The 22,852-nt window shown below is 58.7% G+C and carries 27 protein-coding genes and 1 tRNA gene; 17 read left to right on the top strand and 11 right to left on the bottom strand.

The features are described 5' to 3' along the window. Window positions 1-36: 36 nt before the first annotated feature. The 4 genes from ACP7E6_RS02050 to uxaC form a co-directional block, all read right to left on the bottom strand. The gene (locus ACP7E6_RS02050) at window positions 37-915 is read right to left on the bottom strand and encodes an ABC transporter permease (RefSeq protein ID WP_426227444.1); all 879 of its coding nucleotides are present in this window, start codon (window positions 913-915) and stop codon (window positions 37-39) included. Further along, window positions 912-2,012, bottom strand: a complete 1,101-nt coding sequence (locus tag ACP7E6_RS02045; RefSeq protein WP_426227442.1) for an ABC transporter ATP-binding protein — start codon at window positions 2,010-2,012, stop codon at window positions 912-914. The genes ACP7E6_RS02050 and ACP7E6_RS02045 overlap by 4 nt, the downstream gene beginning before the upstream one ends. Before the next feature lie 247 nt (window positions 2,013-2,259). Beyond that, window positions 2,260-3,435 carry an ABC transporter substrate-binding protein gene (locus ACP7E6_RS02040; protein ID WP_426227440.1) on the bottom strand — a complete coding sequence of 392 codons (1,176 nt, stop codon included), beginning with the start codon at window positions 3,433-3,435 and terminating at the stop codon, window positions 2,260-2,262. 56 nt (window positions 3,436-3,491) lie between these two features. Continuing rightward, entirely contained in the window at window positions 3,492-4,892 is a 1,401-nt protein-coding gene (gene uxaC, locus ACP7E6_RS02035; RefSeq protein ID WP_426227438.1) for a glucuronate isomerase, read from the bottom strand. Between the two features lie 89 nt (window positions 4,893-4,981). Here uxaC and ACP7E6_RS02030 point away from each other — a divergent pair, with 89 nt between their 5' ends. The 8 genes from ACP7E6_RS02030 to ACP7E6_RS01995 all read left to right on the top strand — a co-directional run bounded on the left by ACP7E6_RS02030 (window position 4,982) and on the right by ACP7E6_RS01995 (window position 11,254). Next, window positions 4,982-5,704, top strand: a complete 723-nt coding sequence (locus ACP7E6_RS02030; RefSeq protein ID WP_426227436.1) for a GntR family transcriptional regulator — start codon at window positions 4,982-4,984, stop codon at window positions 5,702-5,704. Window positions 5,705-5,743: 39 nt separating this feature from the next. Next, window positions 5,744-6,931, top strand: a complete 1,188-nt coding sequence (uxuA, locus tag ACP7E6_RS02025) for a mannonate dehydratase (protein WP_426227434.1) — start codon at window positions 5,744-5,746, stop codon at window positions 6,929-6,931. Between the two features lie 240 nt (window positions 6,932-7,171). Continuing rightward, window positions 7,172-8,512, top strand: a complete 1,341-nt coding sequence (locus ACP7E6_RS02020; protein ID WP_426227432.1) for a tyrosine-type recombinase/integrase — start codon at window positions 7,172-7,174, stop codon at window positions 8,510-8,512. 254 nt (window positions 8,513-8,766) lie between these two features. After that, on the top strand, window positions 8,767-8,961 hold the full coding sequence (locus tag ACP7E6_RS02015) for a helix-turn-helix transcriptional regulator (protein ID WP_426227430.1): 195 nt from the start codon (window positions 8,767-8,769) through the stop codon (window positions 8,959-8,961). Then, window positions 8,958-9,146 (top strand): hypothetical protein, encoded by a 189-nt coding sequence (locus ACP7E6_RS02010; protein WP_426227428.1) that lies wholly within the window; start codon window positions 8,958-8,960, stop codon window positions 9,144-9,146. The genes ACP7E6_RS02015 and ACP7E6_RS02010 overlap by 4 nt, the downstream gene beginning before the upstream one ends. 265 nt (window positions 9,147-9,411) lie before the next feature. Beyond that, a complete protein-coding gene (locus tag ACP7E6_RS02005; protein WP_426227426.1) occupies window positions 9,412-9,930 on the top strand; it encodes a hypothetical protein in 519 nt (172 codons plus the stop codon). 515 nt (window positions 9,931-10,445) lie between these two features. After that, the gene (locus tag ACP7E6_RS02000) at window positions 10,446-10,682 is read left to right on the top strand and encodes a hypothetical protein (RefSeq protein ID WP_426227424.1); all 237 of its coding nucleotides are present in this window, start codon (window positions 10,446-10,448) and stop codon (window positions 10,680-10,682) included. A 44-nt stretch (window positions 10,683-10,726) separates the two neighbouring features. Continuing rightward, a complete protein-coding gene (locus ACP7E6_RS01995) occupies window positions 10,727-11,254 on the top strand; it encodes a hypothetical protein (RefSeq protein WP_426227423.1) in 528 nt (175 codons plus the stop codon). A 142-nt stretch (window positions 11,255-11,396) separates the two neighbouring features. Here ACP7E6_RS01995 and ACP7E6_RS01990 read toward each other — a convergent pair whose 3' ends face one another. Next, on the bottom strand, window positions 11,397-11,720 hold the full coding sequence (locus ACP7E6_RS01990; RefSeq protein WP_426227421.1) for a hypothetical protein: 324 nt from the start codon (window positions 11,718-11,720) through the stop codon (window positions 11,397-11,399). A gap of 131 nt (window positions 11,721-11,851) precedes the next feature. Here ACP7E6_RS01990 and ACP7E6_RS01985 point away from each other — a divergent pair, with 131 nt between their 5' ends. The 7 genes from ACP7E6_RS01985 (at window position 11,852) to ACP7E6_RS01955 (ending at window position 18,475) form a co-directional block, all read left to right on the top strand. Beyond that, window positions 11,852-12,079 carry a hypothetical protein gene (locus tag ACP7E6_RS01985; RefSeq protein ID WP_426227419.1) on the top strand — a complete coding sequence of 76 codons (228 nt, stop codon included), beginning with the start codon at window positions 11,852-11,854 and terminating at the stop codon, window positions 12,077-12,079. Between the two features lie 693 nt (window positions 12,080-12,772). After that, window positions 12,773-14,503, top strand: a complete 1,731-nt coding sequence (locus ACP7E6_RS01980; protein ID WP_426227418.1) for a hypothetical protein — start codon at window positions 12,773-12,775, stop codon at window positions 14,501-14,503. A gap of 95 nt (window positions 14,504-14,598) precedes the next feature. Beyond that, complete coding sequence (locus ACP7E6_RS01975) at window positions 14,599-16,521, top strand: tail fiber domain-containing protein (protein ID WP_426227416.1); 1,923 nt, start codon at window positions 14,599-14,601, stop codon at window positions 16,519-16,521. After that, on the top strand, window positions 16,503-16,697 hold the full coding sequence (locus tag ACP7E6_RS01970; protein WP_426227414.1) for a hypothetical protein: 195 nt from the start codon (window positions 16,503-16,505) through the stop codon (window positions 16,695-16,697). The genes ACP7E6_RS01975 and ACP7E6_RS01970 overlap by 19 nt, the downstream gene beginning before the upstream one ends. Before the next feature lie 317 nt (window positions 16,698-17,014). Further along, window positions 17,015-17,668, top strand: a complete 654-nt coding sequence (locus tag ACP7E6_RS01965) for a hypothetical protein (RefSeq protein WP_426227412.1) — start codon at window positions 17,015-17,017, stop codon at window positions 17,666-17,668. Window positions 17,669-17,676: 8 nt separating this feature from the next. After that, window positions 17,677-18,204: a helix-turn-helix transcriptional regulator gene (locus tag ACP7E6_RS01960; protein WP_426227410.1), complete on the top strand. Its 528-nt coding sequence runs from the start codon at window positions 17,677-17,679 to the stop codon at window positions 18,202-18,204. A gap of 28 nt (window positions 18,205-18,232) precedes the next feature. Continuing rightward, complete coding sequence (locus tag ACP7E6_RS01955; protein WP_426227408.1) at window positions 18,233-18,475, top strand: winged helix-turn-helix domain-containing protein; 243 nt, start codon at window positions 18,233-18,235, stop codon at window positions 18,473-18,475. A gap of 52 nt (window positions 18,476-18,527) precedes the next feature. Here ACP7E6_RS01955 and ACP7E6_RS01950 read toward each other — a convergent pair whose 3' ends face one another. The 4 genes from ACP7E6_RS01950 to ACP7E6_RS01935 all read right to left on the bottom strand — a co-directional run bounded on the left by ACP7E6_RS01950 (window position 18,528) and on the right by ACP7E6_RS01935 (window position 20,219). Further along, complete coding sequence (locus ACP7E6_RS01950) at window positions 18,528-18,941, bottom strand: hypothetical protein (RefSeq protein WP_426227406.1); 414 nt, start codon at window positions 18,939-18,941, stop codon at window positions 18,528-18,530. Next, window positions 18,928-19,413: a Panacea domain-containing protein gene (locus ACP7E6_RS01945; protein ID WP_426227404.1), complete on the bottom strand. Its 486-nt coding sequence runs from the start codon at window positions 19,411-19,413 to the stop codon at window positions 18,928-18,930. The genes ACP7E6_RS01950 and ACP7E6_RS01945 overlap by 14 nt, the downstream gene beginning before the upstream one ends. A 96-nt stretch (window positions 19,414-19,509) precedes the next feature. Further along, entirely contained in the window at window positions 19,510-19,980 is a 471-nt protein-coding gene (locus ACP7E6_RS01940; protein WP_426227403.1) for a hypothetical protein, read from the bottom strand. Next, window positions 19,977-20,219: a transcriptional regulator gene (locus tag ACP7E6_RS01935; RefSeq protein ID WP_426227401.1), complete on the bottom strand. Its 243-nt coding sequence runs from the start codon at window positions 20,217-20,219 to the stop codon at window positions 19,977-19,979. The genes ACP7E6_RS01940 and ACP7E6_RS01935 overlap by 4 nt, the downstream gene beginning before the upstream one ends. Window positions 20,220-20,314: 95 nt before the next feature. On the opposite strand from ACP7E6_RS01935, the gene ACP7E6_RS01930 reads away from it, so the two are divergent. Next, complete coding sequence (locus ACP7E6_RS01930) at window positions 20,315-20,941, top strand: hypothetical protein (protein WP_426227400.1); 627 nt, start codon at window positions 20,315-20,317, stop codon at window positions 20,939-20,941. Between the two features lie 114 nt (window positions 20,942-21,055). Here ACP7E6_RS01930 and ACP7E6_RS01925 read toward each other — a convergent pair whose 3' ends face one another. Then, the gene (locus ACP7E6_RS01925) at window positions 21,056-21,565 is read right to left on the bottom strand and encodes a hypothetical protein (protein ID WP_426227398.1); all 510 of its coding nucleotides are present in this window, start codon (window positions 21,563-21,565) and stop codon (window positions 21,056-21,058) included. 124 nt (window positions 21,566-21,689) lie between these two features. Then, a tRNA-Ile gene (locus ACP7E6_RS01920) sits at window positions 21,690-21,765 on the bottom strand. Between the two features lie 158 nt (window positions 21,766-21,923). Between ACP7E6_RS01920 and ACP7E6_RS01915 the strand changes: the two genes are divergently transcribed. Then, window positions 21,924-22,667 carry an SIMPL domain-containing protein gene (locus ACP7E6_RS01915; RefSeq protein ID WP_426227396.1) on the top strand — a complete coding sequence of 248 codons (744 nt, stop codon included), beginning with the start codon at window positions 21,924-21,926 and terminating at the stop codon, window positions 22,665-22,667. Window positions 22,668-22,852 lie beyond the last annotated feature (185 nt).

Here is a 22,852-nt window from a genome sequence, read left to right as displayed (position 1 = left end):
GGAATGAGTGGTCGGGCGCAGGATTTCTAAGGTTCGTCATCCTTTCGTCCCCCCGGTCGGACCGCGATAGAACAGCGAGCGTGCACCAAGAACGGCCAGCACCACGATCAGCTCCACCGCACCCATGACCATGGCGATCGCGGTTCCCAGCGAATGGTCATATTGTTCGAAGGCTGCCTGATAGGCCGCAATCGAGATCACCCGCGTCGGACCCGCCGGCGCCCCGAGCAGGACGGCGGATGGAAAGACGGCAAAGGCCTGGACGAAAGCAAGACAGAAGGTGACAGCAAGCCCCGGCACCAGCAGCGGCAGGAAGACTTTCGTGAACCGCTGACGCGCGTTGGCGCCAAGCGTGGCGGCGGCCTGTTCTATCGCCGGATCGATGCCGGTCACGTAAGACAGCGTCAACAGGAAAGCGAAGGGAAACCCGGTGATCACCAGCGAGGCGAACACGCCCCAATAATTGTTGGTCAGCTTCATCGGCGCATCCAGCAGACCGACAAGGACCAGCACCCGGTTGAACCACCCCTGCGGCCCGAGAAACGTCAAAAGCCCGTCTGCCACGAAAACCGTGCCGAGCGTGATGGGCAGGACCAGGATCGTCGTCAGCAACCGTTGCCGCGTCATCAGCCGGACGCGGAAGGCAATCGGCACGGCGAAGGCGAGATTGACGATCGTCACCGGCAGCGCCAGCCAGAGCGTCGAAGCAATCGTTCGGTATTGAAAGGGATCGCTGAAGAACGTCACATAATTGGCATACCAGGCCCCCTCCTTCGGCATCACCGAATCGGCAAGCCCGTAGAAGAACGGATAGATGAACAGTCCGAGCATGACCGCGAGCCCCGGCAGAACCAGCAACGTCGTGCCATCGAAACCGCGCGCGGCAAGCCGGGTGCGAAGCGACGGCGTGCTCATGCGCCCGTCCCCTTGAACAGCAGCGCCCGGCCTGCAGCCGGCTGCAGCGTTGCCGATGCGCCGCGTGGCAGAGCCTGTTCGGCGCGGAAATAGAGATCGGAACCATCAGCCGACTTGGCCAGCCCGAAAAAGGCACGGCCGCGATATTCCATATTGACCACCGTGGCGGGCATGCCGTTGCCATCCTCGACGGCGACGAGATCTTCGGGCCGCACCGACAGCACCGCTAAATCGCCGACCTCAAGCGGCTCCCGCATCGTGCCCGTCAACTGCGCCCCCGCCACCTCGATCCGGGCTTCATCACCGGATATGCCGGTCACCCGCCCGGCGATGCGGGTGCGAAAACCCATGAAATCGGCAACGTCGATATGATTGGGCCGCTGGTAGAGATCCTGCGGCGAGCCGATCTGCATGATCCGGCCCTGGTTCATCACGACGATCCGGTCGGCCAGCGACAGCGCCTCGTCCTGATCATGCGTCACGTAAATGGTTGTCGAGCCGATCTGGTCATGGATGCCGCGGATTTCGGCGCGCATCTCCAGCCGCAGCTTGGCATCGAGATTGGACAGCGGCTCGTCCATCAGCACGACCGGCGGCCGGATGACGATGGCGCGGGCAATCGCCACACGCTGCTGTTGTCCGCCGGACAGTTGCCCCGGCAACTTGTCGATCTGGCTTTCGAGCCTTACCAGCGCCAAGGCCTGCTCAATGCGGCGGTCGGCATCCGAGCCGCGAATGCCCTGCATGGTCAGCCCGAAGCCGACATTGCGGCGCACGCTCATATGCGGAAACAGCGCATAGCTCTGGAACACCATGCCGAACCCGCGCTTTTCCGGCTCCAGCTGGTCGATGCGCTCGCCGCCCAGCCGGATTTCGCCGCCCGACAGGGCCAGCAACCCAGCAACGCAGTTGAGAGCCGTCGACTTGCCGCAACCGGAGGGGCCGAGCAGTGCTATGAATTCGCCGGGCTCGATGGCAAGATCGATGCCGTCGAGCGCGGTATAGGCGCCGAACGAGCGGCGCAGGCCATCCAGTTCAAGACGAGCCGTCTGTTTGGGCGAAAGTACCGCCGCTGCGGTCTGAACCGGCAAATTCAAGGTCGTCTCCTTCAAGTCTTGTGCAACGGCAAGGGGCATGCGTGAATGATTCAGAGGCTCGGATTTCTCCTCCTCTGTCACTCCGTGACATCTCCCCCACAAGGGGGGAGATCATTCCTTCGTTGATGTGCTCGAAGGATTGGGGGTGATCTCCCCCCTTGCGAGGGAGATGTTGGCGTCGCCGACAGAGGGGGGTAATCCACCTCGATCGCCCAATCGTCAAAGCTCGTACCAGCGGAGCCAGGGCTCAGCCCTTGGAGGCGCCGATCTGTTCGTCCCAGATGCGGAATGCCTCAACGATCCGGGCAGGCTCCAGCGGCACTTCCAGCGGATTGTTGGCGATCCAATCGGCATATTCCGGACGGCCGAATTCCTTGATGGCGTCCTGGCTCTCCTGCGGCGCCATCTCGATCGTCACGTCCTTGACGGCCGGGCCCGGGTAGAAATAGCCCTGGTCATAGGCGATCGCCTGCTGCTGCGGCTGCAGCATGAAGTTGATGATATCGAGCAGAACGGCGACCTTCTCGTCGGAAACGCCTTTCGGAATGACCGCGTAATGCGCATCCGTCACCCAGTGAAAGCCTTCGAGCTTGCCGACCTTGGCCTCAGTCGGAACGATGCCGAGTGCACGCGGGTTGATATCCCACCCCGTCGTTGAAACGACGATGTCGCGGGTGCCTTCGCCGAGTTCCTTCATCGTCTGGGTCGTGCCGGTGCCGTAATATTCGACGTTTTCACCCAGAGCCTTCAGGTATTCCCAGGTCTTTGCCCAGCCTTTGACCGGATCGCGCGGATCGCTGTCGCCAAGAATATAGGGAAGCCCCATCAGGAAGGTGCGGCCGGGGCCGGAATTGGCCGGGCGGGCATACATGAACTTCTTCGGATTGGCCTTTGACCATTCCAAGAGTTCCTGAGCCGTCTTTGGCGGTGTCGCAACCCTGTCAGGCATGTATTCGATCAGCGGCCCGGATGGGTAATAGGTGACGACGACACCCTGTTCCTTGGCCAGCGCCTGCATCTTGAAGGCCTGCGGCAAAAGGATGCTTTCCAGATTGGGCAGGTCGCCCTTATGAGCAGCAAGATCGATCCACAGCCCCTGGTCGAGACCGGCGGCGAGCACATCGGTTCCGGTCAGGACAAGGTCGATATCGACCTTGCCGGCGGCCTGCTGTGCCTTGAGCTTGGCGGGCAGTTCGGGTGCCGGGGCTTTGGTGAAGGCGAAACTCGATACCCATTCCGGCTTTGCCGCCGCATAGGCCTCGAGCATGCCCTGTGTCAAAGCCAGATTGCCGGCAACATCAACCACGGTGATGGCGACCGGGCTGGCGGGCGCCTTGAGCTGTGCAAAAAGCCGGCCGGGCAAAAAGCCCAGACCGGTCAAGCCGGCAACTCCGCCGACAAAAGTCCTGCGCGTAACGTTCATGTCGTTCTCCTCCCTTGTTGTGCAGCGGGCGCCTCCTGCGCCCGTCTGCCAGATAGTCACAGTCGATAGGCCCTCTTTGCCAGCCCGTAGGCGAGTGCGCGCGCCAGACCGGAAGCCTCTTCCTCGTCGAGGCGGTGGTCTGCCACGAGCCTCGCGAGATAGGCGCAGTCCACCCGCCGCGCCATGTCGTGGCGGGCCGGGATCGACAGATAGGCGCGGGTGTCGTCGTTGAAGCCGACCGTATTGTAGAACCCGGCGGTTTCCGTGGTCGTCTCGCGGTAGCGGCGCATGCCTTCAGGGCTATCGAAGAACCACCAGGCAGGCCCAAGCTTCAGGGCGGGGTAATGCCCGGCAAGCGGCGCCAATTCGCGCGAATAGGCGGTTTCATCGAGCGTAAAGAGGATCACCGTCAGCGCCGGGTCGTTGCCGACAGCGTCGAGCAGCGGCTTCAACGCCTGCACGTAATCGGTTGCCGCCGGGATATCCGCCCCCTTGTCGGGGCCGAAATCCGCAAACAGCGAGGGATTGTGGTTGCGATAGGAACCCGGATGGATCTGCATCACCAGCCCGTCATCCCGGCTCATCCGCGCCATTTCCGTCAGCATCTGGCCGCGGAAGGCAGCGGCTTCTGCCGCATCCGTTCGGCCGGAAAGCACTTTGTCGAAGAGTGCCGCCGCATCGCCGGACGACAGGTTTTCCGTCCGGGCGCTGGCATGACCGTGGTCTGTGGCTGTTGCACCGCGCTGTTTGAAAAAGCTGCGGCGCGCCCGGTGTGCATTCAGATAACCATCCCATGTCGCCGCCTCACCGGTCATGGCAAGGAAACGGTCAAGGTTTCCCGCAAATCCGGGCATCTGCGGATCCACCACCGCATCCGGCCGGTATGTCGGTACCACGCGGCCATGCCACCCCGAATTGTGCACCGCATCGTGATGCCTGAGATCGTCAAGCGCGCCATCCGTCGTGGCGATCACTTCAATGCCGAAGCGGTCGAACAGAGCGCGCGGCCGCATCGCCGGCGTCGGGATCGCCGCCTCGATCCGGTCGAACAGGGCGTCCGCCGTTTTTGGCGACAGGCGCTCGGTAATCCCGAACACCGTTTCCATCGAATGCTCGAACCAGATGCGGGTCGGCGTTCCGGCAAACAGATGGAAATGCTTGGCAAACAGCCGCCATATCGCACGCGGATCGGCTTCGACCGGTGCGCCGTCCCGCCGCGCAACACCCAGATCCTCCAACCGCACGCCCTGCGAATAGAGCATGCGCGTCGCATAGTGATCGGGGGTGATGAACAGCGCGGCAGGATCGGGAAACGGCTTGTCTTCCGCATACCAGGACGGATCCGTATGGCCGTGCGGCGATATGATCGGCAGTCCCTGAACGGTATCGTAAAGCTGCCTAGCGATCGCCCGCGTGCCGGGGTCGGCAGGAAACAGCCTGTCGGGGTGCAATGCCATTCCTTGTCGCTCCTCCGCTTCACGTCTTGGCAACGTTGTGAAACTGATATACTAGTATTCACAACAGTGTCAACGCTTCGAGAGACCTCATGCCGTCATCACCCCCAAGCCCCGTCGTCGTGTCCCTCCTTGCAGAGCCGGCGACAGCAAAGCTTCGGCGTGTCACGGCCGGGTCGGCGATCTACGACAGGCTGCATTCGGCCATCTCCTCGCTGCAGATGCCGCCCGGCATGCCGCTGCAGGAAAAACGGATCGCCGAGGAATTCGGCGTCAGCCGGACGCCGGTGCGCGAGGCGCTGTTGCGGCTGGCGGAGGCCGGGCTTGTCGATATCTTTCCCCAGTCCGGCACCTTCGTATCGCTGGTGCCGGTCGCCGCCATTCCCGAAGCCGTGGTGATCCGCAAGTCGCTGGAGGGAACGACGGTGGAATCGGCAAGCGCGATCGCCACACAAGCCGACATCGCCAGGCTGGACGCGATCATCGCCCGCCAGCGCCTCCATGCCGCCCATAACGAGACCTCGCTGTTCCACGAACAGGACGAGGCCTTCCACGAGACGATCGCCGGCATCGCCGGCTATCCCGGTATCTGGGCCATTCTGAAAACCGTCAAGATCCAGATCGACCGCGCCCGGCGCCTGACCCTGCCAGCGCTTGGACGCATGGAGAGCGTGATCGAAGAGCATGTGACGATCCGCAATGCCATCGCGGCCCATGATGTCGCAGGCGCCCGCACTGCCATGATGCACCATCTGGGCGCCGTCATTCCCGACGTTGCCGAATTGCGGATCATGCATCCCGATTATTTTTGCTGAATAAGAACAAAACTGAACGAACCGGAGGAAGAAGCAGGCATGCGTCAGGGATGGAGATGGTTTGGGCCGGATGCGCCGGTGACGCTGGACGATGTGCGCCAGACCGGAGCAACCAATATCGTTTCGGCGCTGCATCAGGTGCCGATCGGCCGCGCCTGGACGGAAAGCGAAGTGCGCGAGCGCCAAAACCTGATCGAAACCACGCCCACTGGGCGCTCGCCGCTCACCTGGTCCGTGGTCGAAAGCATCCCCATCCCCGATGCCGTCAAGCGCACGGGCGGCAAGGCGAGGGCCGAGATCGAAGCCTGGATTGCCAGCCTTGCGGCCGTCGCGGCCTGCGGCATCAAGATCATCTGCTACAATTTCATGCCGGTGGTCGACTGGACGCGCACCGAGCTGGACTTCGTCACCCCGACCGGCGCCACCGCCATGCGCTTCGACCACGAGCGCTTTGCCGCCTTCGATCTTTTCGTGCTCAAGCGCCCCGGCGCCGAAAACGGCTATTCGGCCGGAGATCGCGAACGTGCCAAAGCCGTTTTCGAGGCGATGCCGGAAGCCGAGATGGCGGAGATCACCCGCATCATCACCTCCGCCCTGCCCGGCTCGACCACCGAACCGATGACGGTCCCCGGCTTTCGCGAACGCCTCGCCGCCTATGGCGGCATCGACGCCAGCCGTTTTCGCCAGAACCTGATCGAATTCCTGGAGGCCGTCACCCCAGCGGCAGAGGCGCTCGGCGTAAAACTGACCCTGCATCCGGACGATCCGCCACGCCCGCTGTTCGGCCTGCCGCGCATCGCCTCGACCGCAGACGACTATGCCGCCCTGTTCGACGCGGTCCCCTCGCCCGCCAACGGCATGTGCTTTTGCACCGGCAGTCTTGGCGTCCGCGAAGGCAACGATCTGCCGGCGATTGCCCGCCGCTTTGCCGCGCGCATCCATTTCGCCCATCTGCGCGCCACCACAAGAGAAGGCGATGGCCGCAGCTTCCACGAAAGCGCACATCTCGACGGCGATGTCGACATGGTCGCAGTGCTGAAGGAACTGGTCACCGAAGACCGCCGCCGCTCGGCCGAAAACACCATCGTCTTCCGCTCCGACCACGGCCACCGCATGCTCGACGACCTGGAAAAGACCGTCACCCCCGGCTACCCCGCCATCGGCCGCCTGCGCGGCCTCGCCGAACTGCGCGGCATTTTGCACGCGCTCGGTGCCAAGCCGAACTGAGCGTGAGGCACCGGCAGGGTGGATCAGGGGGAAAATGGTGGGCCCGGAGGGACTCGAACCCCCAACCAAGCGGTTATGAGCCGCCAGTTTTACTCGAAACTGAGGCTAACTGAGATCAACACCTCTCTCCGAAAGCCCATAAATACTGGGGTTTCACCCTTCCTTATGGCTTGACTTTACCAACTGGATGTAACTGATATCAACAGTGAAATGTTGCCCCATGTTGCCCGGAGAAAACAGATGCCGACCGACAAGAAGCGGCTGACCGACAATCTGATTGCAGGCCTGAAACCCGCGGCGGCTGGTTCGCGAACCGAGATCCGGGATGAATTGGTTTCCGGCCTCTCCATCCGAGTTTCGGAGAAAGGGAAGAAAACGTTCGTCTTGATCGCACGTTTCCCCGGAAGCTCGAACCCGACCCGCAGAGCGATCGGCGAGTATCCTGCGATCAGTCTTCAGGCTGCACGCGAAGAAGCCAAGACATGGCTCCTTTTGTTGAAGCGAGGAATAGACCCACGAGACGAACTTGCTCGCGCGCGGACAGAACAGGCGCGGAAGCGAGAGAACACATTTTCCGCGGTTGTCGAGGACTATCTCAAAGACATACCAACTCGAAAACGTAACCGGCACGCTGAGCAAGACGCGCGTGAAATCCGGCGCGAGCTGCTCGTGCGAAAGGATAAGGATGACAAAGTTATTTGGGCCAACAGCTGGGCAAAGAAACCAGTCGTCGATGTCACCGACGCCGACATCGCAGAGTTGATTGGGGCAATCCGTGATCGCCCGGCACCGGGGATGGCTTACAACGTTTGGGGACACATCAAGGCGATCTTCGCCTGGGCGATGTGGCCGGAGCGGCGCCAGGGCTACGGGTTAACGGTGAACCCCACACAGCACCTGCAGCCAAAACATTTCAAGCTCTCGAAAACGTCGAGCGTGCGGGTTCTGTCCAATGATGAGATCAAAGCTTATTGGGCTGCTGCCGACGCAACGCCGTACCCTCTCGGGCCGTTCTACAAACTGCTAATGCTGTCGGGCCAGCGAAAATCTGAGGTTTCGGAAGCAACGTGGTCGGAGTTCGACCTCAAGACCCGGATGTTGTGGACTGTCCCAGAGGAACGTTTCAAATCCGGGCAATCTCATATTGTGCCGCTATCGGTTGATGCTCTTGCTCTGCTCAACGATCTGCCAGAGTTTTCAGGCGACGATGCCGGCGATTTTCTGTTCAGCTCAACCGAGGGGAGAAAGCCTATCAATGGCTTCAGCCGCGCTAAGAGCGCTCTCGATGCATCGATGCTCGAAATCCTGAAAAAGGATGATCCCGAAGCGAAGCTTCCCGCATGGGTGTTTCATGATGTTCGTCGAACCGTTCGCACTCGGCTCTCTTCGCTGCGAGTGAACGCGGACATAGCCGAGATGGTGATTGGCCATGGTAAGACTGGTCTTCGCCGAGTTTACGACCACTATGAATTTGAGCCAGAGATGCGAGAAGCTCTTGACCGATGGGCGGCCGCACTAAAGAAAATCGTGTCTCCGTCAGCGGATGATAATGTCTTGGTATTTACAAAAGAAAGCGCTTGACGAATCCCCTAAGCGAGAACAAATCAATAAGTGTTGGCTCACGTAGGTAATCTAGTGCCAACTTAAAACAACGGAGACGCCATCGATTTTCCCTCTGGACAACAAGGTCCAAAAGTCATCGCCAGCTACCCACGGCAGCATAAGTAAGTCCGAGAATCCTGCGCGCGACTAGGTATCTACGCTCTTTCGGAGCATTAGATCCTGCGCGTCTAGTTCGGACAGAAAGGGCAATGGCGGTCAAATAGAGGTGAAAAATGCGACTCCTATCGTTCAAAGACCTTAATGTGCGCGGAATCCCGTTCTCGCGCCAATGGCTCGACAAGCTCATCAAAGCTGGAAGATTTCCGCAGCCCGTAAAGGTAGGATCTCGTCGCGTGATGTGGGTCGAGGCTGAAATCAATCAGTACCTCGAAGAGTTGGCCTCACATCGCGATGGTGCCGCCGCATGACCGGCGCCGATCACGAGCATAACGAAGCTGTGATCCTCGCGGCACAATGGCTAGCTGACCAGCGAGAGCCGCCGCATCCGATCATTCCGCACCTGAGGCGCCAATTCGGCCTGACGGCGCTTGAGGCGTGCGAGGCTTCAGCGCTGGCGACTAACTTCCGAGTCTGCAGGCAGGATTTCGCATGACCCGGCGCGATTTTTCGAAAGACAGATCTCGCCAGGTCATTGCCGGCCGCGGCTATGAGCCGATCGATGGCGGGTATATCGCCACCGGTCCACGTCGGCCGAAAGTCTCAAAAGAGGCGATTCGAGCCGATTTGGATAAGGCCATGTTGGCCGATACAATGATCACAAAAATCATCAGGTGCCAGTGCGGGCACCAAGGTAAAGTTAGAATTGCACTGTCCCGCCGCGACGGTCCCTTCACCTGCCGATGCGGGAGGAAAACACGATGAGCGCCGGATGGCCCTTTAACCAAGTCCACCATGTAATCTGGCGCTCCAAGCGCTTCCGATCAATCAAAACGAGCGACGATAAGCTCCTGCTATTCTGGTACATGACCAGTGAGAACCAGAACTCTCTGGGCTTCTTTCGTTGCCCGGATCATTGGCCCGCCGCGGATCTGCAATGGGAAGTCGCCCGCGTCACAGAGAGCAGGCACCGCCTGCAGGAAGTCGGCCTTATCCACTACGACGAGGACTCTGAGGAGCTTTATGTCGACCAGTGGCTGCGGTTTGCAACGAAGCCCGCTCCAAAGGTGTTCCAAGGCTACGTTCGCCAGGTCGAGAGCATGGAGAGCGAAACACTCAGGCTCGATGTTATCGGCCCTGCCCTACAGGCGGCAGAAGCACGTTGGGCGGGCGATTCCGGCAAGTCGTCCAAGCCGAAAGAGGAAACGGACCAGCCACCCAACCAAGCGGCTTCACCCCGATTGCAGGCATCGTTGGCGAGAAATGGCAGGGGGTATTAGACCCCCTCTCGACCCCATCGCAATACTGTCTTTGTCACTGTGATTGATCCCATAAGGAGAGAGGGAGAGAGAGAAGGAGAGTTGATATCGACAAGGATATCGAGACCGAGACCGACATCGATAAGAAAATCGAGAAGATAAATTGACATCCACATCCGCGCACAGCGCGGGAGAGCGCCACCTTACCGGCCATAACCAACTCAATGCCTTTCGAAAGGTGAGGATCGAACAGCGGAATGAGGTGTTGTGAACGGTCCCGCCAGCCCCTGCAGAAATCCGCGGTGTCGGAAAAGGGCACGATCAGAAACCAAGCGGTTTATATCCGCCTGCAAAAACGCGGCCAGTATTGCGAAAAAGCTTACGAAACAGTATCTTCGTGAAGTCCTGAGGTGATAGACGGGATAGAGAGTCGCGCTTCGGGCAACCCACGGGCAACATGAAGCGCGACTTTCAGCTACGTTATTCGTCCGCCGGCGCATTCGTTACTATCGAAAACCGCAAACGGAGACACCCCAATGCCCGTACAAGTAACCATCCACCGCATCAACGGCGAAGCCGCAACGATGACTGGGCTCGACGCCCGGCAGGCAGTGCAGAACCATCCCAAAGAGTGGTCCTACGAGCCCTTCCCGCCTGAAGCCCGCAAGGCGGCGCTGAACGACCCGCTCTTCGTTCCCTACAACAAGCCTGAGGCTTACACCTCTGGTCACAGCGCCATGCAGCATCCGTTCACAGTTGCCGCCGAAAGCTGACGCACCCAATGGCTACCCGGCACGATCACGATCCGAAAGCCCTTATGACAGCTCGCCGCCGCGAGTTGTCGAAGCCCGGCCGGACTAAACCCAGCGGCCGCGGATCAGGTCTTACGCCTCGTGTGAAGAAGGCTATCGAGATCCTCGTGCACGGCCTCGACGAAGACCGCGCGGCACCGGTCACCCTTGAAGCGGCTGCGGAGCGTGCGGGAATTACCGATCGAGCCCTTAGGGCTGCACGGCTCAAGCCGGCGGTCGAAGGCTACTTCCAACAGCAAATGGCAGCGATGCGCAACGGTGAACGTCCAGCCAGCATTCGTGCGATTGCTGCGATCAGAGACGATGCCAAGTTGAAATCGAATGCCGCCGGCGCCCGGGTCATACTGGAAGCGGCGAAGACCTTGGCGTTCGATCCACCCGGTCAGCAGGTCAATGTGCAGGTGAACAACACGGTGAACGTGACGCCTGGCTACGTGCTGGACCTCAGACCTGATGACCACGCGCGCGATCGGCACATTGATCATACCGTGATCGACTTACCAGTTGAGCAGCATGGTGTTGACGGCGGGTAACGGTTTCATCCCCCTCCCCCCCTTGCTCCTGGGGAGGTCTCTCTTCCGAGGGTGGGGGGCAAAAATGGCCGCCATATTCCCAGTCCACCCTTGTACGATGAATTTCCCCGCTGAGAAATTTTCCACTCTCAGCAAACGTCGATCAGTTGCTGGCTCGACGGTTGAAACTTCGAACAGCCTCGTTGAATTCAGAGACAGCGCGTTTATTTTCGGCGACCAGGCATTCACTGAAGCCTTCTACTTTGCGTTGATATTCTTCCATGTTGCGTTTGCAGGTTTCGAAGGAAAACTCGTCGAACGGGCCGAACGATGTCGCACAGTATGGCGTCTCTGGTCGCTCGATGGTTTTGCTGTTTATGCTCATGCGCTCGCGGTAATCTCTGCATTCGGTATCCAGGAGCGTTTGAGCGCCGGCGTCTGTGGTTATCAATGCAGCCAAAGCCGCCACGATTGCAGTTGATTTCATGAGCCCCTCCGTTTCGGGCAACTATTCACGGCTTCGACTGCTGGTCAATTGCCCCAGTGCGTTTGCCGGCCTCTCCTCGCACGACGATAATTGTCAAATATTTGTTCACCTCTGAAAGATCGAGGAAAATCATGGAAATCGCCAGCAAGCGTGACACAGGTAGCCCCAACTATCGGCCCTCTTCATTCGAGCCAGATTTTGTCAACACAGCAACGGCGTTGGCCGACCTTAACGACGGCAAAGGCCGCCGCCGGCTGGACGAGATTTTCTTGGAGGCGAACGAGGAAATCGACGCGGCACGGCTTATCGAGGCGACGGTTGCGGCGATGATGGAATCTGCTGCCGGGGAGGTGAAATAGTATGAGCATTGCCAACTGCCTTGCGCGCCTTGTTCAAGCCAACCGGATCAGCCAAAAGGCGGCTGATGATGCCTTGGCACTGCATGAGGGCATACAGGGGCGTCTCTATCCCACGATGGGGCCAGCGTCGGCTGAAGCCGCCGGAGCGCTTGAGGCGGCCCGCGTGATGGCGCAGGCGGCGCAAGAGCGCAAGCTAATGGCGGCGAAACAAGCCATTGCCTACTCCAATGCATTGAATCGTATGCAGCAGCACCCGAATGGGCTCACAGTCGGGCTGCACAGTCTTCTCGTCCGTGACAACCTCGAAGGCGGCGCAGCGATGGGAAATGCGATCCATATCGACGGCCACAGCGAGAACGTGACAAAGCGCCTGCTTGGCATGATGAACGGCGCGATGGAGCCCTATGCTTCTCGGATGGCCGGTCTCAGCCAAGACACCGAATCCATTTGGAACATCGTGCGTGAGCTATTCGGCAAGGATACCGGCGATCAGGCCGCGAAGTCGGCAACGGCTGGATGGAAGCAGGCGACGGAATACGCAGTGGCCCGGGTGAAGCGCGCCGGCAAACCTCTGTCAGTGCTGGAGGACTGGCGCCTGCCACAGAATTGGGACAGCAGCCGGGTGAAGAAATTCCCGCAAGCCCAGTTCGTCAACGATCTGGGACTGAATATGAGGCGGGAAATATCCGCGTCATGGACAAGGCTGGTCAGGGCGATGCACCACGCGGGGCAGTCAGCGGCATCATCGCCAACGCCTATAAAGACATCACCCTCGGCAAGGCGAACAGCGGTACCGGGGGCTTTTCCAATCAGCTCCGCGTGTTCCGGTTCCAAGATCCGGAGTCTTACATCCGGATGATGCAGAAATATGGCATTGGCGACGGCGGCCTCTACAACACCATGATGGGCCACCTCGGCGGCATGGGTAAGGAGATTGCCACCGTCGAACTACTCGGCCCGAATTATGAGCACACGTTCAAAAAACTGCTCGAAGCCGCAAAAGAGGATGACGCGGTGAGAAATAGGTCGGCTGGCAAGGCATTCCGCCGATCCGTCACGCTGAACAGCCCGGCAGCGGTCCAGCGGACGTTCGACGCTCTCACGGGCAAGCTCGGCGTGGCTCAAAGCGAGTTGATTGCAGGCATCGGCGGCGGCATCCGAAACCTTCAAACCGCTGCGCGCCTTGGATCGGCTGTGGTAGCCGCCCTTCCGGGTGACAGCGTCACAGCGACCCTTACCGCCAGCCACAACGGTATTCCTGCAACTGCCGTCCTCGCCCGCTTGGTGAAGGATCTCACGATTAACCGCGAAGGCTCGGAAGCCATTGCCAGACAGATCAACCTGACCGCTGCCTCGATCATGGATCATGCCATCGGCTCGAAGCGGTTCGCGGACGAGGTTGTCGGCCAAGGGGCAACCGGGCGCGTTGCCGACTTGATTATGCGGGTTTCCGGCATCAACGTGTGGACTGAAGGCCTGAAGCGGGCATGGGGCATGGAGTTCAACGGCTTCATTGCTCGGCAGGCTGATCACACATTCGACAAGCTGGAGCCTGCTTTCCAGAGCTTCCTCAAGCGCTACGGCTTCACGCCGGAGCAGTGGGACAAGCTGCGCGTGACGCCGCAACTGGAAGCCGACGGCGCGAAATTCTTCGACGTGAACGGGGTAGAGGATCAGGAGTTAGGCGACCGGCTGATGTCGGCCATACTCGACGAGCGGCGTTTCGCTGTCATCGAGCCGGACTCGCGTATCCGCGGGGCGATGTCCGGTGGCCAGCAGCGCGGCACCTTCATGGGCGAGATCGTTCGTTCCGCCGCGCAGTTCAAAAGCTTTCCAATCACCTACATGATGACGCACCTTACCCGCGCCGCCATGCAAGACGGTACCTGGAATAAGATTGGCTACGGCACAAAGCTGGTTGTTCTCCTGACCATGGCAGGCGCCGTCACGACACAGATGCAGTCCATCATTGCTGGGCGTGATCTGCAAAATATGAATCCCATGGAAAGCCCCGAATTCTGGACTACAGCTTTTCTGCGCGGCGGCGGTGCCGGCATGCTCGCGGATATCGTGGCAACGGGCACCGCAAAAGGCGGCGAAGGTCTGACCGAATATTTTCTCGGCCCAGGTCCCGGCACAATCTTGTCGGTCGCAGATTTCATGAAAAATGGATTTACCGGGAGGTCGCTCGCCCAATATATGAAAGCTTGGACGCCGGGTTCCTCGCTCTGGTTCTCGAAGATCGCCACGGATCGCATCATCTTCGACCAGCTGCAGACCATGATCGACCCGAATTACAGGCAGACGTTCGGCCGGTATGAAAAGCGGATGAAGAAGGAATTCGGGCAATCGTTCTGGTGGGCACCGGGTGACGCGCTCCCGTCGCGCAGCCCGAATGTCAGTAAAGCAATCGACCTGAAGTGAAAAAACTACCGCCTCAAACTGGTGCAAGCCATTGATTTTATGAAGGATGGCAGTGTGCTTTGCGGCGAGGGTTTTGCACGACGATTATCGTGCGCATGTCCATCACATCGCCCGACGATCGCATCTCCGAATATAATCCCGTAGTCGCGACAACCGACTTCCCGGCGGGATTTCCTGTGTTCGACAACGATGACATCGCCGTCTACCTTGACGGGGTCGAACGTGTCGATTTTACGATTTCGGCCACCTATGTCGAAGGGGTCTCCATTAACGCGAGAGCCGTTTTCGCCGTCGGCATAACAGGCAAGGTCGAAGTCGTTGGTTCGCGCGACCCGCGCCGGACAAATTTGTTTCAAGCAGGAGGGGCTCTTCCCATCCGTGATCAAAATTTGGCCCTCAACACTATTGTTGCGGAGATACAGGAAGCTCGGCGGGACATCGAGCGCTCCTTCAAAGTGCCGTATGGGGTTACGCCTCCTGCCGTCCCCCAGCCGTCAGATCAGATGGTACTTGGGTGGGTAGGTAACAATCTGCAGAATTTAGACCCGGCGCAATTTGTGAACATGGCAGGCACGGCGACTGCAGCGCAGGGAGCAAAGGCGGACAATGCAGTTCAGCGCGCTGGCAATGAAGTAAAAACCGGCGATCTTCGCATCTCAGACGGCTTGCTTAAGACGTTCAAGAACCTGCAGACAATCCCGACGACAGCCGACAATATCGGCATGATCGTTTCGCACAATCGTTCCAATGCTGATGGCGAGACAAACATTCGGAACATGTACGTCAACGGCGTCGGCATGAACAAAGCTTTTGTCTGGTCTCAAATTACGACCGCTGGCAGCGCTGAAGTTGACCTCCTGACCTTATACAGAAACGGTCGCGCCGCAGTTGGCTCGATCGGGTGGCTGGAGGCAATTGCAGGGCAAGCTGAAACCGTTAGCATGTTCACCTCGCTTAGCAAGCCTGGCACCGCTCTTGCGGTAACAGGCGCATCCCGCACCTCAGACGCGGTTGCCCCGGCTTACTTCAGTGGCATTGGTGTCTGGGGGTTCAGCCACAACAACCGCGCGCGGACGGGCGATTTTAACACCACCTTCATGGGGTGGGGCGGCTATTTCGAAAACCGTCGCGACAACGGGTCCGGGCGCTCTCATGGTGTGGAAATCGGCTCTGTCAATATGGGTGCTGCAGGCGTTGATCCTGAAGTTTCGTTGATGACGCCTTACGACTATGCGCAGGTTAACTCAATCAACGGTCTGTTGTTGAGCGCCGGCCGTCCCGATGTGGGTGCAGGACAGCACGACATTTCCAACGCGATGAACGTCATCGCCAATGGAGCTAAATACCGGACAGGTATAGTCTTCGGGAACGGCTCGGTGGCGGCGGACGGCCCTACGGTGCCTGCAATCCTGATGCCAACGCTTTACGGCTTCCGATGGTACACAGCTGAGGGGTTACGCGCATATTTTCACGCGGACCAGTCCGCAGGCTCGCAGACCACGCTCCGTTTGAAAACCAATGAGATCCGCGCGCTTAACACAAATGGCGGCTTCGACGCGGGTGCCACATATATCGGCAACACCACCGCATCCCGTCAATTTCGGCTCGCCACGTTCGATGCGTCTTTCCCAAACCTCTACCTTGAGATCAACACAAACACGACAGCATCCCCGACCTGGACAAACCGTGGGCAGTTCAACGCCGCGACCGGGGTATATTCGTCCGTCTCTGATGAGCGGCTCAAGGAAAACTTCCGCCCATTTGGCCGCAGCGCTCTCGACACAGTCTCCGGATTGGCGAGCGCATCCAGCCATTACAGCATGATTGGAGATGACCGCGAACACTTCGGCTACCTGGCCGGACGGGTTTTGTCGGTGTTCCCCGAGGGCGTCGATGCCACAGGGGAAAATCTGATGGTCAGTGATCGCCCGATTTCCGCCCTCCATAGTCTGGCCATAGACGAACTAAAACAACGAATTGAGATACTGGAGAAAGCCGCATGCCCAAGATCAGCTTAGAGGCACTCGAAGCGCGGCGAAACAAGGTTGAACGCGAAGTTGCGAGCCTTGTTGAAGACGATATCAATGCCGTGCTTGCTGGCCAGTCGATCGCGCATAGCGCCACCATCGCCAATTATGGGCAAGACCTCAACATACTCAGCGCCGCGATCGAGCGCCACCGAAATGCCGGATGATGATATCCACCTCAATGTGAAACATCACCCGCAGCTGAACGGCCTTCGCCACGACGGCAAGCGGTGGGTTGATGCCACGCGGCCGGATCGGCCGTTGCTTGAGGTTCTCACCCATATTGACCCAGGGAAAGACATATTCGGGGGCAGTGGTATGCGCCATCCCTCCCGCAAACCTGCGCTTGCAGCTAAGAGCCGGCGGCTTCTAATCCAGAGCACTAAATTTGTTGTTTTTACAGCGTTTTTTGTTGTGCTTTGTGCGCTCGCTTTTCTCTTGTCACCTTATGGCACATTTAAATGGCACCTAAGGATCAAGAAAAATGAACACGACGAACCGCGAACGCCTCAACTCACTTACCGCACAGAAGCAGCAGCTTGCAGCTCAGCTTGAAGGGCTGAAGGCGCAGCGAGCCGAAGCCCTTATGGCCGGGGTCAAGTTCACCAAGACATCTCGCATCGTTGAACTGACGGATGAACTTGGAGCGATCGACGACGCGCTCGTATTGGCTGGACGGTTGGCAGAACAGGACGACGCGCGTGCTCGTGCCGCCTGGCAAGCCGACCAAAAGGAAGCTGTGGCGGCAGCGATCCGGGCCAAGGTCAAATCGTTCGTCGATAAGACGGCTGACGTCGAAGCTCTGGCAAACTCCCTCGCCGCCGGCCTCAGCATGCTGAACTCGATCTCCTCCGAGATGAACGACTTGGCGATGTCTGTCTCCGAGGAAAAACACATCTCACATCTTCAGGTCCCAAATGTCATCATGCGCATTTCGGGCCGGCTTGGGCGAGCCCTCTCCAAGATCGACGGCGTGCCCGCTGGAATGTACGGTCAGTTTCAGTGGACCCCGGAGCAAGTCCGCGACGAAGACTGGGCCGCTGAGGAGCATGCGGGCTTCGAGCATCTCTTCGCACATATCTTCAGAAACCTGGACGTTACCATCGCGGACCTCCGCTCCAAAGCCTCCGCTGCTTAAGGTCAGTCATGAAGACGAAGATGCAGACGATCCATTTTGACAGTATCGCTGTGATGGAGCGTTACCGCATTTCAAGGCGGACGCTTTGTCGCTGGCTCAAAGATGAGCATCTGGGCTTTCCGAAGCCCTCTCGCATCAATCGCCGATACTATTTCAAAGCCACTGATCTGGACCACTGGGACGGGCTGCAGGGATTGAACACCGTCGAGCCGGCCGAAACCGCGCTCGGCTTCCCTATCGTTTCTCAGGTCATCCAGAGCTACGGCGATTTCGTTGAGACGATGGTGCGTCGGCGCCACGCCCTCGGCATGACATGTATCGAGCTGGACGCGCGAGCGGGACTACAGGAGAGCTACTCCAACAAGCTTGAGAATTTCGGGCGCCCACACGGTCGCGGCATGGGGCCTGAAGCCTTTCCGCTGTGGTTGGGCGGTTTACGCGTTGGCATAATCCTCGTCGACCTTCCTCGTAGGGCGACAAAGCCGGGAGAACTCCAAGACCCACTTGAAGTCGTTGACATCTGCGCGGTGGCCTGAATGATCCTCCCGTCAAAAGGAGGACACAATGGCAAAATCAGATGCACTCTTCGTTACCGAGGGCCAATGCGCCGAGCGGCTGGGCCTCACCACCGAGCAATTCAAGATCGCGCTTCCTGGCGCGACGAAGTCTGGACTTCCGACGCCAGACCCGCTTTTCGCCAATCGTCGATACTGGCCCGCTGTGAAAGCGTGGCTGGATGGCCGCTATGGCATGGGTCCGGAAGGCTCAGCGCCTCCCGGTCTCGACGGCAAAGAGAACTGGAAATGATCAGGCCTACCGTGCGTCTTGACGCCTGATGGCGAATTCTTGGAGGCTCAACCTAACCATGTTTGTAGGCTGAAAAATCGTGATCTAACAAGAGGATGTGAAATGTCCGGCCATCGCGATAGCCGATCATCGCCTTTTTTCCGTTAAAGCGCAGAATCAAAAAGGTTACATCTTCGGTGATGGATTTGGGCAACGGAGCATCTATGCTCGCCCTGTCCATTTTCTCCGTCCCGAGTCCGTGGCGAGGTGCAGATTTGATATCCCGCCACGTCAATCGAGATAGGGTGAAAAGCTGTCGCGAAAGAGCAGCTTGATCGTCATTTTGGCAGCATGTCACGCTGTAGCCGGTATCGGCAGCCATTTTTTCGAATGAGAAGATGGGCGGCTGAGCATCCGCATTATCACTCGCGGCCGAGCCCATAGCAGAGTTAAACGGGCTTTTGGAATCCTGCTTACGCTGCTTCATGATAGGATTTCACATAATCCTCATTGACCTCATTCAAGAAGAATTCCGTCAACTCATTGGTTGTGATGATTTTGTTTTCGCGGGCGAATGCGGTTTTCCACGGCGCTTCGTCATGCGTCATGTTGCGAAGCTTCCAAGCCGAATACTGGCCATAAAAATCATACACATTGTCCAGGACTGCGCGATCACGAGCAGTTAGCTGCTCGGCATCAAAATTGTCGATCGGTGGGATTTCGCTCGATCCGAAGTGCTTGAACCGTCCATATTGGGCGGGAACTACAGGCCCATGCGTCCAAGCCTCGATCCTATCGGAGAACAGCGGGCGTGAGTCATCCTGGCGGACTGCCGCCATAATGCCGGCACCGTAGTAACAAAGCTTCTGCAACTTCAGATTGGAGAGGATATCTCCAACATCGGGATTTGCCCGCGACCGGAAGAAGTCAGCTATAATGTCTGAGTGGTAAACTTGCATTCCTATCCCCATAGAACGCGATTGTGGTGATCGTATAGCGCGAGTCTTTCAAAAGGCATAATCACTTTAACGAAGTTTTGGTCCCGGGTGTCTTGCTCATCTCTGCTTGGCGTCGGCGTAGCTGAGGCGGATGCGGTTACGCTCGGCGATCCATTCACTGAACGAGGCTTTCTTCTGGTGCATGTTCATGTAGGGCTCCAGCTTTTTGAGAACTCTATCGTACGTGCGATGCATTTCCATGAATGCCGTCTGCGATCCAACGTCCACCTCACCGCAAATGCGATGGATTTCCACAAGCTCGTCGACAACATCCCTTCCGAATAAGAAGCGACCCCGCGCTAAGACCTCGTTCGCGAGACCCAGATCGGTGAAGAGCTTTCGATTGCCGCCCTTGCTGACTATTTCTCTGACCGACATAAACACTTCAAACCTCTTCTCGAAAAGATCGAGCACGACTTTCTCATGTGCAGTGCGCCATTGACGATACGCGATAACGCCAGCAGCCAGGGCGATTGCTGGCGTTGCGAGCGCTTGCATTGCTTGTATCCACGCCGGCACGTCGCTCATCGCTTCAGCCTCACGCCTGCGCCGCCTTCGGTCATGGCTCCAGCATCAAGAAACAGGACGCCGGCCGTCACGAAGGCGGCTTCTATAGCATCCACCGTGCGGTCTTGCGCCGCGAGAGGGCCGGGCTGTCCTTCCAGTCGCTTGATAGATGGCAGCGAAACCTTAGAGGTCTCGGCTAAGTCCTTTTGCTCCCACCGCAACAGCGCGCGCGCCGCTCGAACCTGTTCACTCGTGATCATGAATCCTCGCTTAAATAATACCTCAGGTATTGACGAAACCTGAGGTATCAGATAATACCTTAAGCATTGATTAACGCAAGCACCGGAGAAATCAAATGCCGAACAAATTCGTTCTGGCCGACGCCGAAGGCGTGCCGAGTAGCCACCAAGTTTCACTTTCCGCCGCCATTTTCCGTTATCGGTCGGATTGGAATGCTTTCTTGGCTGCGAGCCTAGAAGAGCCGAAGAGCGGCGAGGACCTGGCGGACATGTTCAAACCCTCGATGAAGGTCATCGAGAAATGGAGCCGTCCGGCGGAGAGCCAGCAAGAGGCGGCGCTGGCGTTGCAGCTTGCGTTGGAGGATTATGAGATGGGAGATACTCCCCGCATCCCTGCCATGATCAAAGCAGCCCTGGGCTTTCTCGATCGCGATCAAGGCGTCGCGGACAGAGCAGCATGTGCCGAAGCCGTGTCAAAGACCATTCCGGCTCTCTTCGCACAATGGAAAGCGTTGTACGACGTGGCAAGCAACATGAGCTATCCCGACATAGTCGCGGAAAAAGCCTTCGATTCAGCCGTACAAATCGAAAAGATGATCGTGCCCATCCTTCCAGAGACCGCCCAAGAATTCGCCATGAAACTACTGGTCGTGACCTCCAACGGTGACTTCCAGCCTGGCGACAGCCTGATTGCCGAGGCTGTTGCCCTCACGGCAGGACTGAAGGAGGGTTCCGATGTCTGACAAAACCACCGTGGGACGTGATGCCAGAGCCGGAGCGCGCGCCCAACGCGCACCGGATTGCTATTCATAGCCCCGGGGAAGGAGTAGACCGAATTTAGCTTCCGGGGCTCTTCATCATGAAGGAAATGGGTTCACCGGAAGTTCAAAGAGGTTGTGGAGAAAATTGCTGACGTCCCGTTCCACATAAGCCAAATCAATCGCGCGAATCTGATCGAGATGACCTTCGGAGCTCGACGCGGCAGTTCTCGTATGGGCGTAAGTCTTTAACCGCAGGGATCCGCCTTCGCCATCCAGCGAATATGTGAGTGCAAAAGGCATAGGGCTGGTATTGGCCGGCTGGCCTTTCAGCGCGACCCTCATCTGGATGAATGAAGCCGAGGGACTTACTGATGCGCTTCCGGGGTCGGTTTCTGTGATGATGGAGACTGCGTGCCCAATTTCTTCCAAGGTAACTTTCGCAGCCTCTATTGCCGGCCGAATGAAGTCCGTCCGCGCCTTATTGAAGCTCTGGACGATTGCAGCAGCCCGCGCGTTAGCGGCCGCCGTCTCCGTTTCGCGGTCACCGCTTTTCGCGTCGTAGGTTGAAGCCATTTCTCTGATCGAGTTCGCAAAGTTTTCAGTCATTAGCACCCTCCAATTAATTAAGAATTATCTAACCTACAAGCGGATCGGCCCCGCGAATGTTGCCCAGAATGTTGCCCCAGCGACCGCCGCAACATTGAAAATCGGCTGTAACGCCTAGAAAATATGGTGGGCCCGGAGGGACTCGAACCCCCAACCAAGCGGTTATGAGCCGCCGGCTCTAACCATTGAGCTACAGGCCCTTCCGGACGGATCCGGTGCGCCGCGGGCCAATGGCAGTCCGCGGGTGGGACTGGCTCTAGCGGAAAACTGGTTTTCCCACAAGACGTTGCCGCAATCCCTACACAATCAATCCGCAATAAGGTGGCAGGGACGAAACACAACTGGAGAGAAACCATCCATGACATCCACCTATTTCCCCCGCCGGCTGAAAACCGCCGTTCTGGCCGCCGCTTTTGCGGGGATTGCCGGCACGTCGGCCTTTGCGCAGGACACCGCGCCGCGTGAAGCCGTGATCACCGTTTCGGGCGAAGGCCGCGCCAGCGTTGCGCCGGACCTGGCGATCCTGTCGTTCAGCGTCGTCAAGGATGCCAAGACCGCCAAGGAAGCGCTCGACGCCAACAACAAGGCGATGGCCGACGTGCTCAACGCGCTGAAGGCCGGTGGCATTGCCGATCGCGATCTGCAGACATCCGGTTTCGCCGTCAACCCGCAGTACCAGTATCCCGACAACAGCGACGGCGGCAATCGCCAGCCGGTGCTGACCGGTTACCAGGTGGCCAATTCGCTGACCATCAAGGTGCGCGACCTGGCCAAGCTCGGCGCGATCATCGACCAGGCAGTGACGCTCGGCGTCAACCAGGGCGGCTCGATCCAGTTTTCCAACGACAAGCCGGAAGCAACGGTCACCGAAGCCCGCAAGTCGGCGGTGACGGATGCCGTTGCCAAGGCCAAGGTGCTGTCGGAAGCCGCCGGCGTTTCGATTGGCCGTATCGTCGAGATTTCAGAGAATTCATCCCGGCCCGAACCGATACCGATGATGCGCACCATGGCTAAGGAATATGCCGCGGATGCCGTACCGATCGCCACGGGAGAAAACAGCTATAACGTCACCGTCAACGTCACCTTCGCGATCAAGCAATAATACCGCATCGCCAAGCGCCGTGGACGATCGAACCCCGCTCCGGCGGGGTTTTTTCATGGGAATGATCTGGACGATGGCAGATGCAGCATCCCGGCACGGGGCGTGATCAACCCGGCAGGCTTGACGGTGCCCAAAACGAAAACACCCCCCGCAGAAAACCGCGAGGGGCGACACTTTCCGCCGGC

Origin of the sequence: Pararhizobium sp. DWP3-4 (assembly GCF_049898205.1) — a bacterium.
In the GTDB taxonomy this organism is placed as follows: domain Bacteria; phylum Pseudomonadota; class Alphaproteobacteria; order Rhizobiales; family Rhizobiaceae; genus Pararhizobium.
Note: the sequence above shows the minus strand (reverse complement) of the source record. Positions and strands in the feature narration are given on the sequence as shown.

Coding starts and splice junctions, on each gene's coding strand:
- ACP7E6_RS02050 (WP_426227444.1), bottom strand. CDS start 915: ATGAGCACGCCGTCGCTTCGCACCCGGCTTGCCGCGCGCGGTTTCGAT.
- ACP7E6_RS02040 (WP_426227440.1), bottom strand. CDS start 3,435: ATGAACGTTACGCGCAGGACTTTTGTCGGCGGAGTTGCCGGCTTGACC.
- uxaC (WP_426227438.1), bottom strand. CDS start 4,892: ATGGCATTGCACCCCGACAGGCTGTTTCCTGCCGACCCCGGCACGCGG.
- ACP7E6_RS02030 (WP_426227436.1), top strand. CDS start 4,982: ATGCCGTCATCACCCCCAAGCCCCGTCGTCGTGTCCCTCCTTGCAGAG.
- uxuA (WP_426227434.1), top strand. CDS start 5,744: ATGCGTCAGGGATGGAGATGGTTTGGGCCGGATGCGCCGGTGACGCTG.
- ACP7E6_RS02020 (WP_426227432.1), top strand. CDS start 7,172: ATGCCGACCGACAAGAAGCGGCTGACCGACAATCTGATTGCAGGCCTG.
- ACP7E6_RS02015 (WP_426227430.1), top strand. CDS start 8,767: ATGCGACTCCTATCGTTCAAAGACCTTAATGTGCGCGGAATCCCGTTC.
- ACP7E6_RS02010 (WP_426227428.1), top strand. CDS start 8,958: ATGACCGGCGCCGATCACGAGCATAACGAAGCTGTGATCCTCGCGGCA.
- ACP7E6_RS02005 (WP_426227426.1), top strand. CDS start 9,412: ATGAGCGCCGGATGGCCCTTTAACCAAGTCCACCATGTAATCTGGCGC.
- ACP7E6_RS02000 (WP_426227424.1), top strand. CDS start 10,446: ATGCCCGTACAAGTAACCATCCACCGCATCAACGGCGAAGCCGCAACG.
- ACP7E6_RS01995 (WP_426227423.1), top strand. CDS start 10,727: ATGACAGCTCGCCGCCGCGAGTTGTCGAAGCCCGGCCGGACTAAACCC.
- ACP7E6_RS01990 (WP_426227421.1), bottom strand. CDS start 11,720: ATGAAATCAACTGCAATCGTGGCGGCTTTGGCTGCATTGATAACCACA.
- ACP7E6_RS01985 (WP_426227419.1), top strand. CDS start 11,852: ATGGAAATCGCCAGCAAGCGTGACACAGGTAGCCCCAACTATCGGCCC.
- ACP7E6_RS01980 (WP_426227418.1), top strand. CDS start 12,773: ATGGACAAGGCTGGTCAGGGCGATGCACCACGCGGGGCAGTCAGCGGC.
- ACP7E6_RS01975 (WP_426227416.1), top strand. CDS start 14,599: ATGTCCATCACATCGCCCGACGATCGCATCTCCGAATATAATCCCGTA.
- ACP7E6_RS01970 (WP_426227414.1), top strand. CDS start 16,503: ATGCCCAAGATCAGCTTAGAGGCACTCGAAGCGCGGCGAAACAAGGTT.
- ACP7E6_RS01965 (WP_426227412.1), top strand. CDS start 17,015: ATGAACACGACGAACCGCGAACGCCTCAACTCACTTACCGCACAGAAG.
- ACP7E6_RS01960 (WP_426227410.1), top strand. CDS start 17,677: ATGAAGACGAAGATGCAGACGATCCATTTTGACAGTATCGCTGTGATG.
- ACP7E6_RS01955 (WP_426227408.1), top strand. CDS start 18,233: ATGGCAAAATCAGATGCACTCTTCGTTACCGAGGGCCAATGCGCCGAG.
- ACP7E6_RS01950 (WP_426227406.1), bottom strand. CDS start 18,941: ATGAAGCAGCGTAAGCAGGATTCCAAAAGCCCGTTTAACTCTGCTATG.
- ACP7E6_RS01945 (WP_426227404.1), bottom strand. CDS start 19,413: ATGCAAGTTTACCACTCAGACATTATAGCTGACTTCTTCCGGTCGCGG.
- ACP7E6_RS01940 (WP_426227403.1), bottom strand. CDS start 19,980: ATGAGCGACGTGCCGGCGTGGATACAAGCAATGCAAGCGCTCGCAACG.
- ACP7E6_RS01935 (WP_426227401.1), bottom strand. CDS start 20,219: ATGATCACGAGTGAACAGGTTCGAGCGGCGCGCGCGCTGTTGCGGTGG.
- ACP7E6_RS01930 (WP_426227400.1), top strand. CDS start 20,315: ATGCCGAACAAATTCGTTCTGGCCGACGCCGAAGGCGTGCCGAGTAGC.
- ACP7E6_RS01925 (WP_426227398.1), bottom strand. CDS start 21,565: ATGACTGAAAACTTTGCGAACTCGATCAGAGAAATGGCTTCAACCTAC.
- ACP7E6_RS01915 (WP_426227396.1), top strand. CDS start 21,924: ATGACATCCACCTATTTCCCCCGCCGGCTGAAAACCGCCGTTCTGGCC.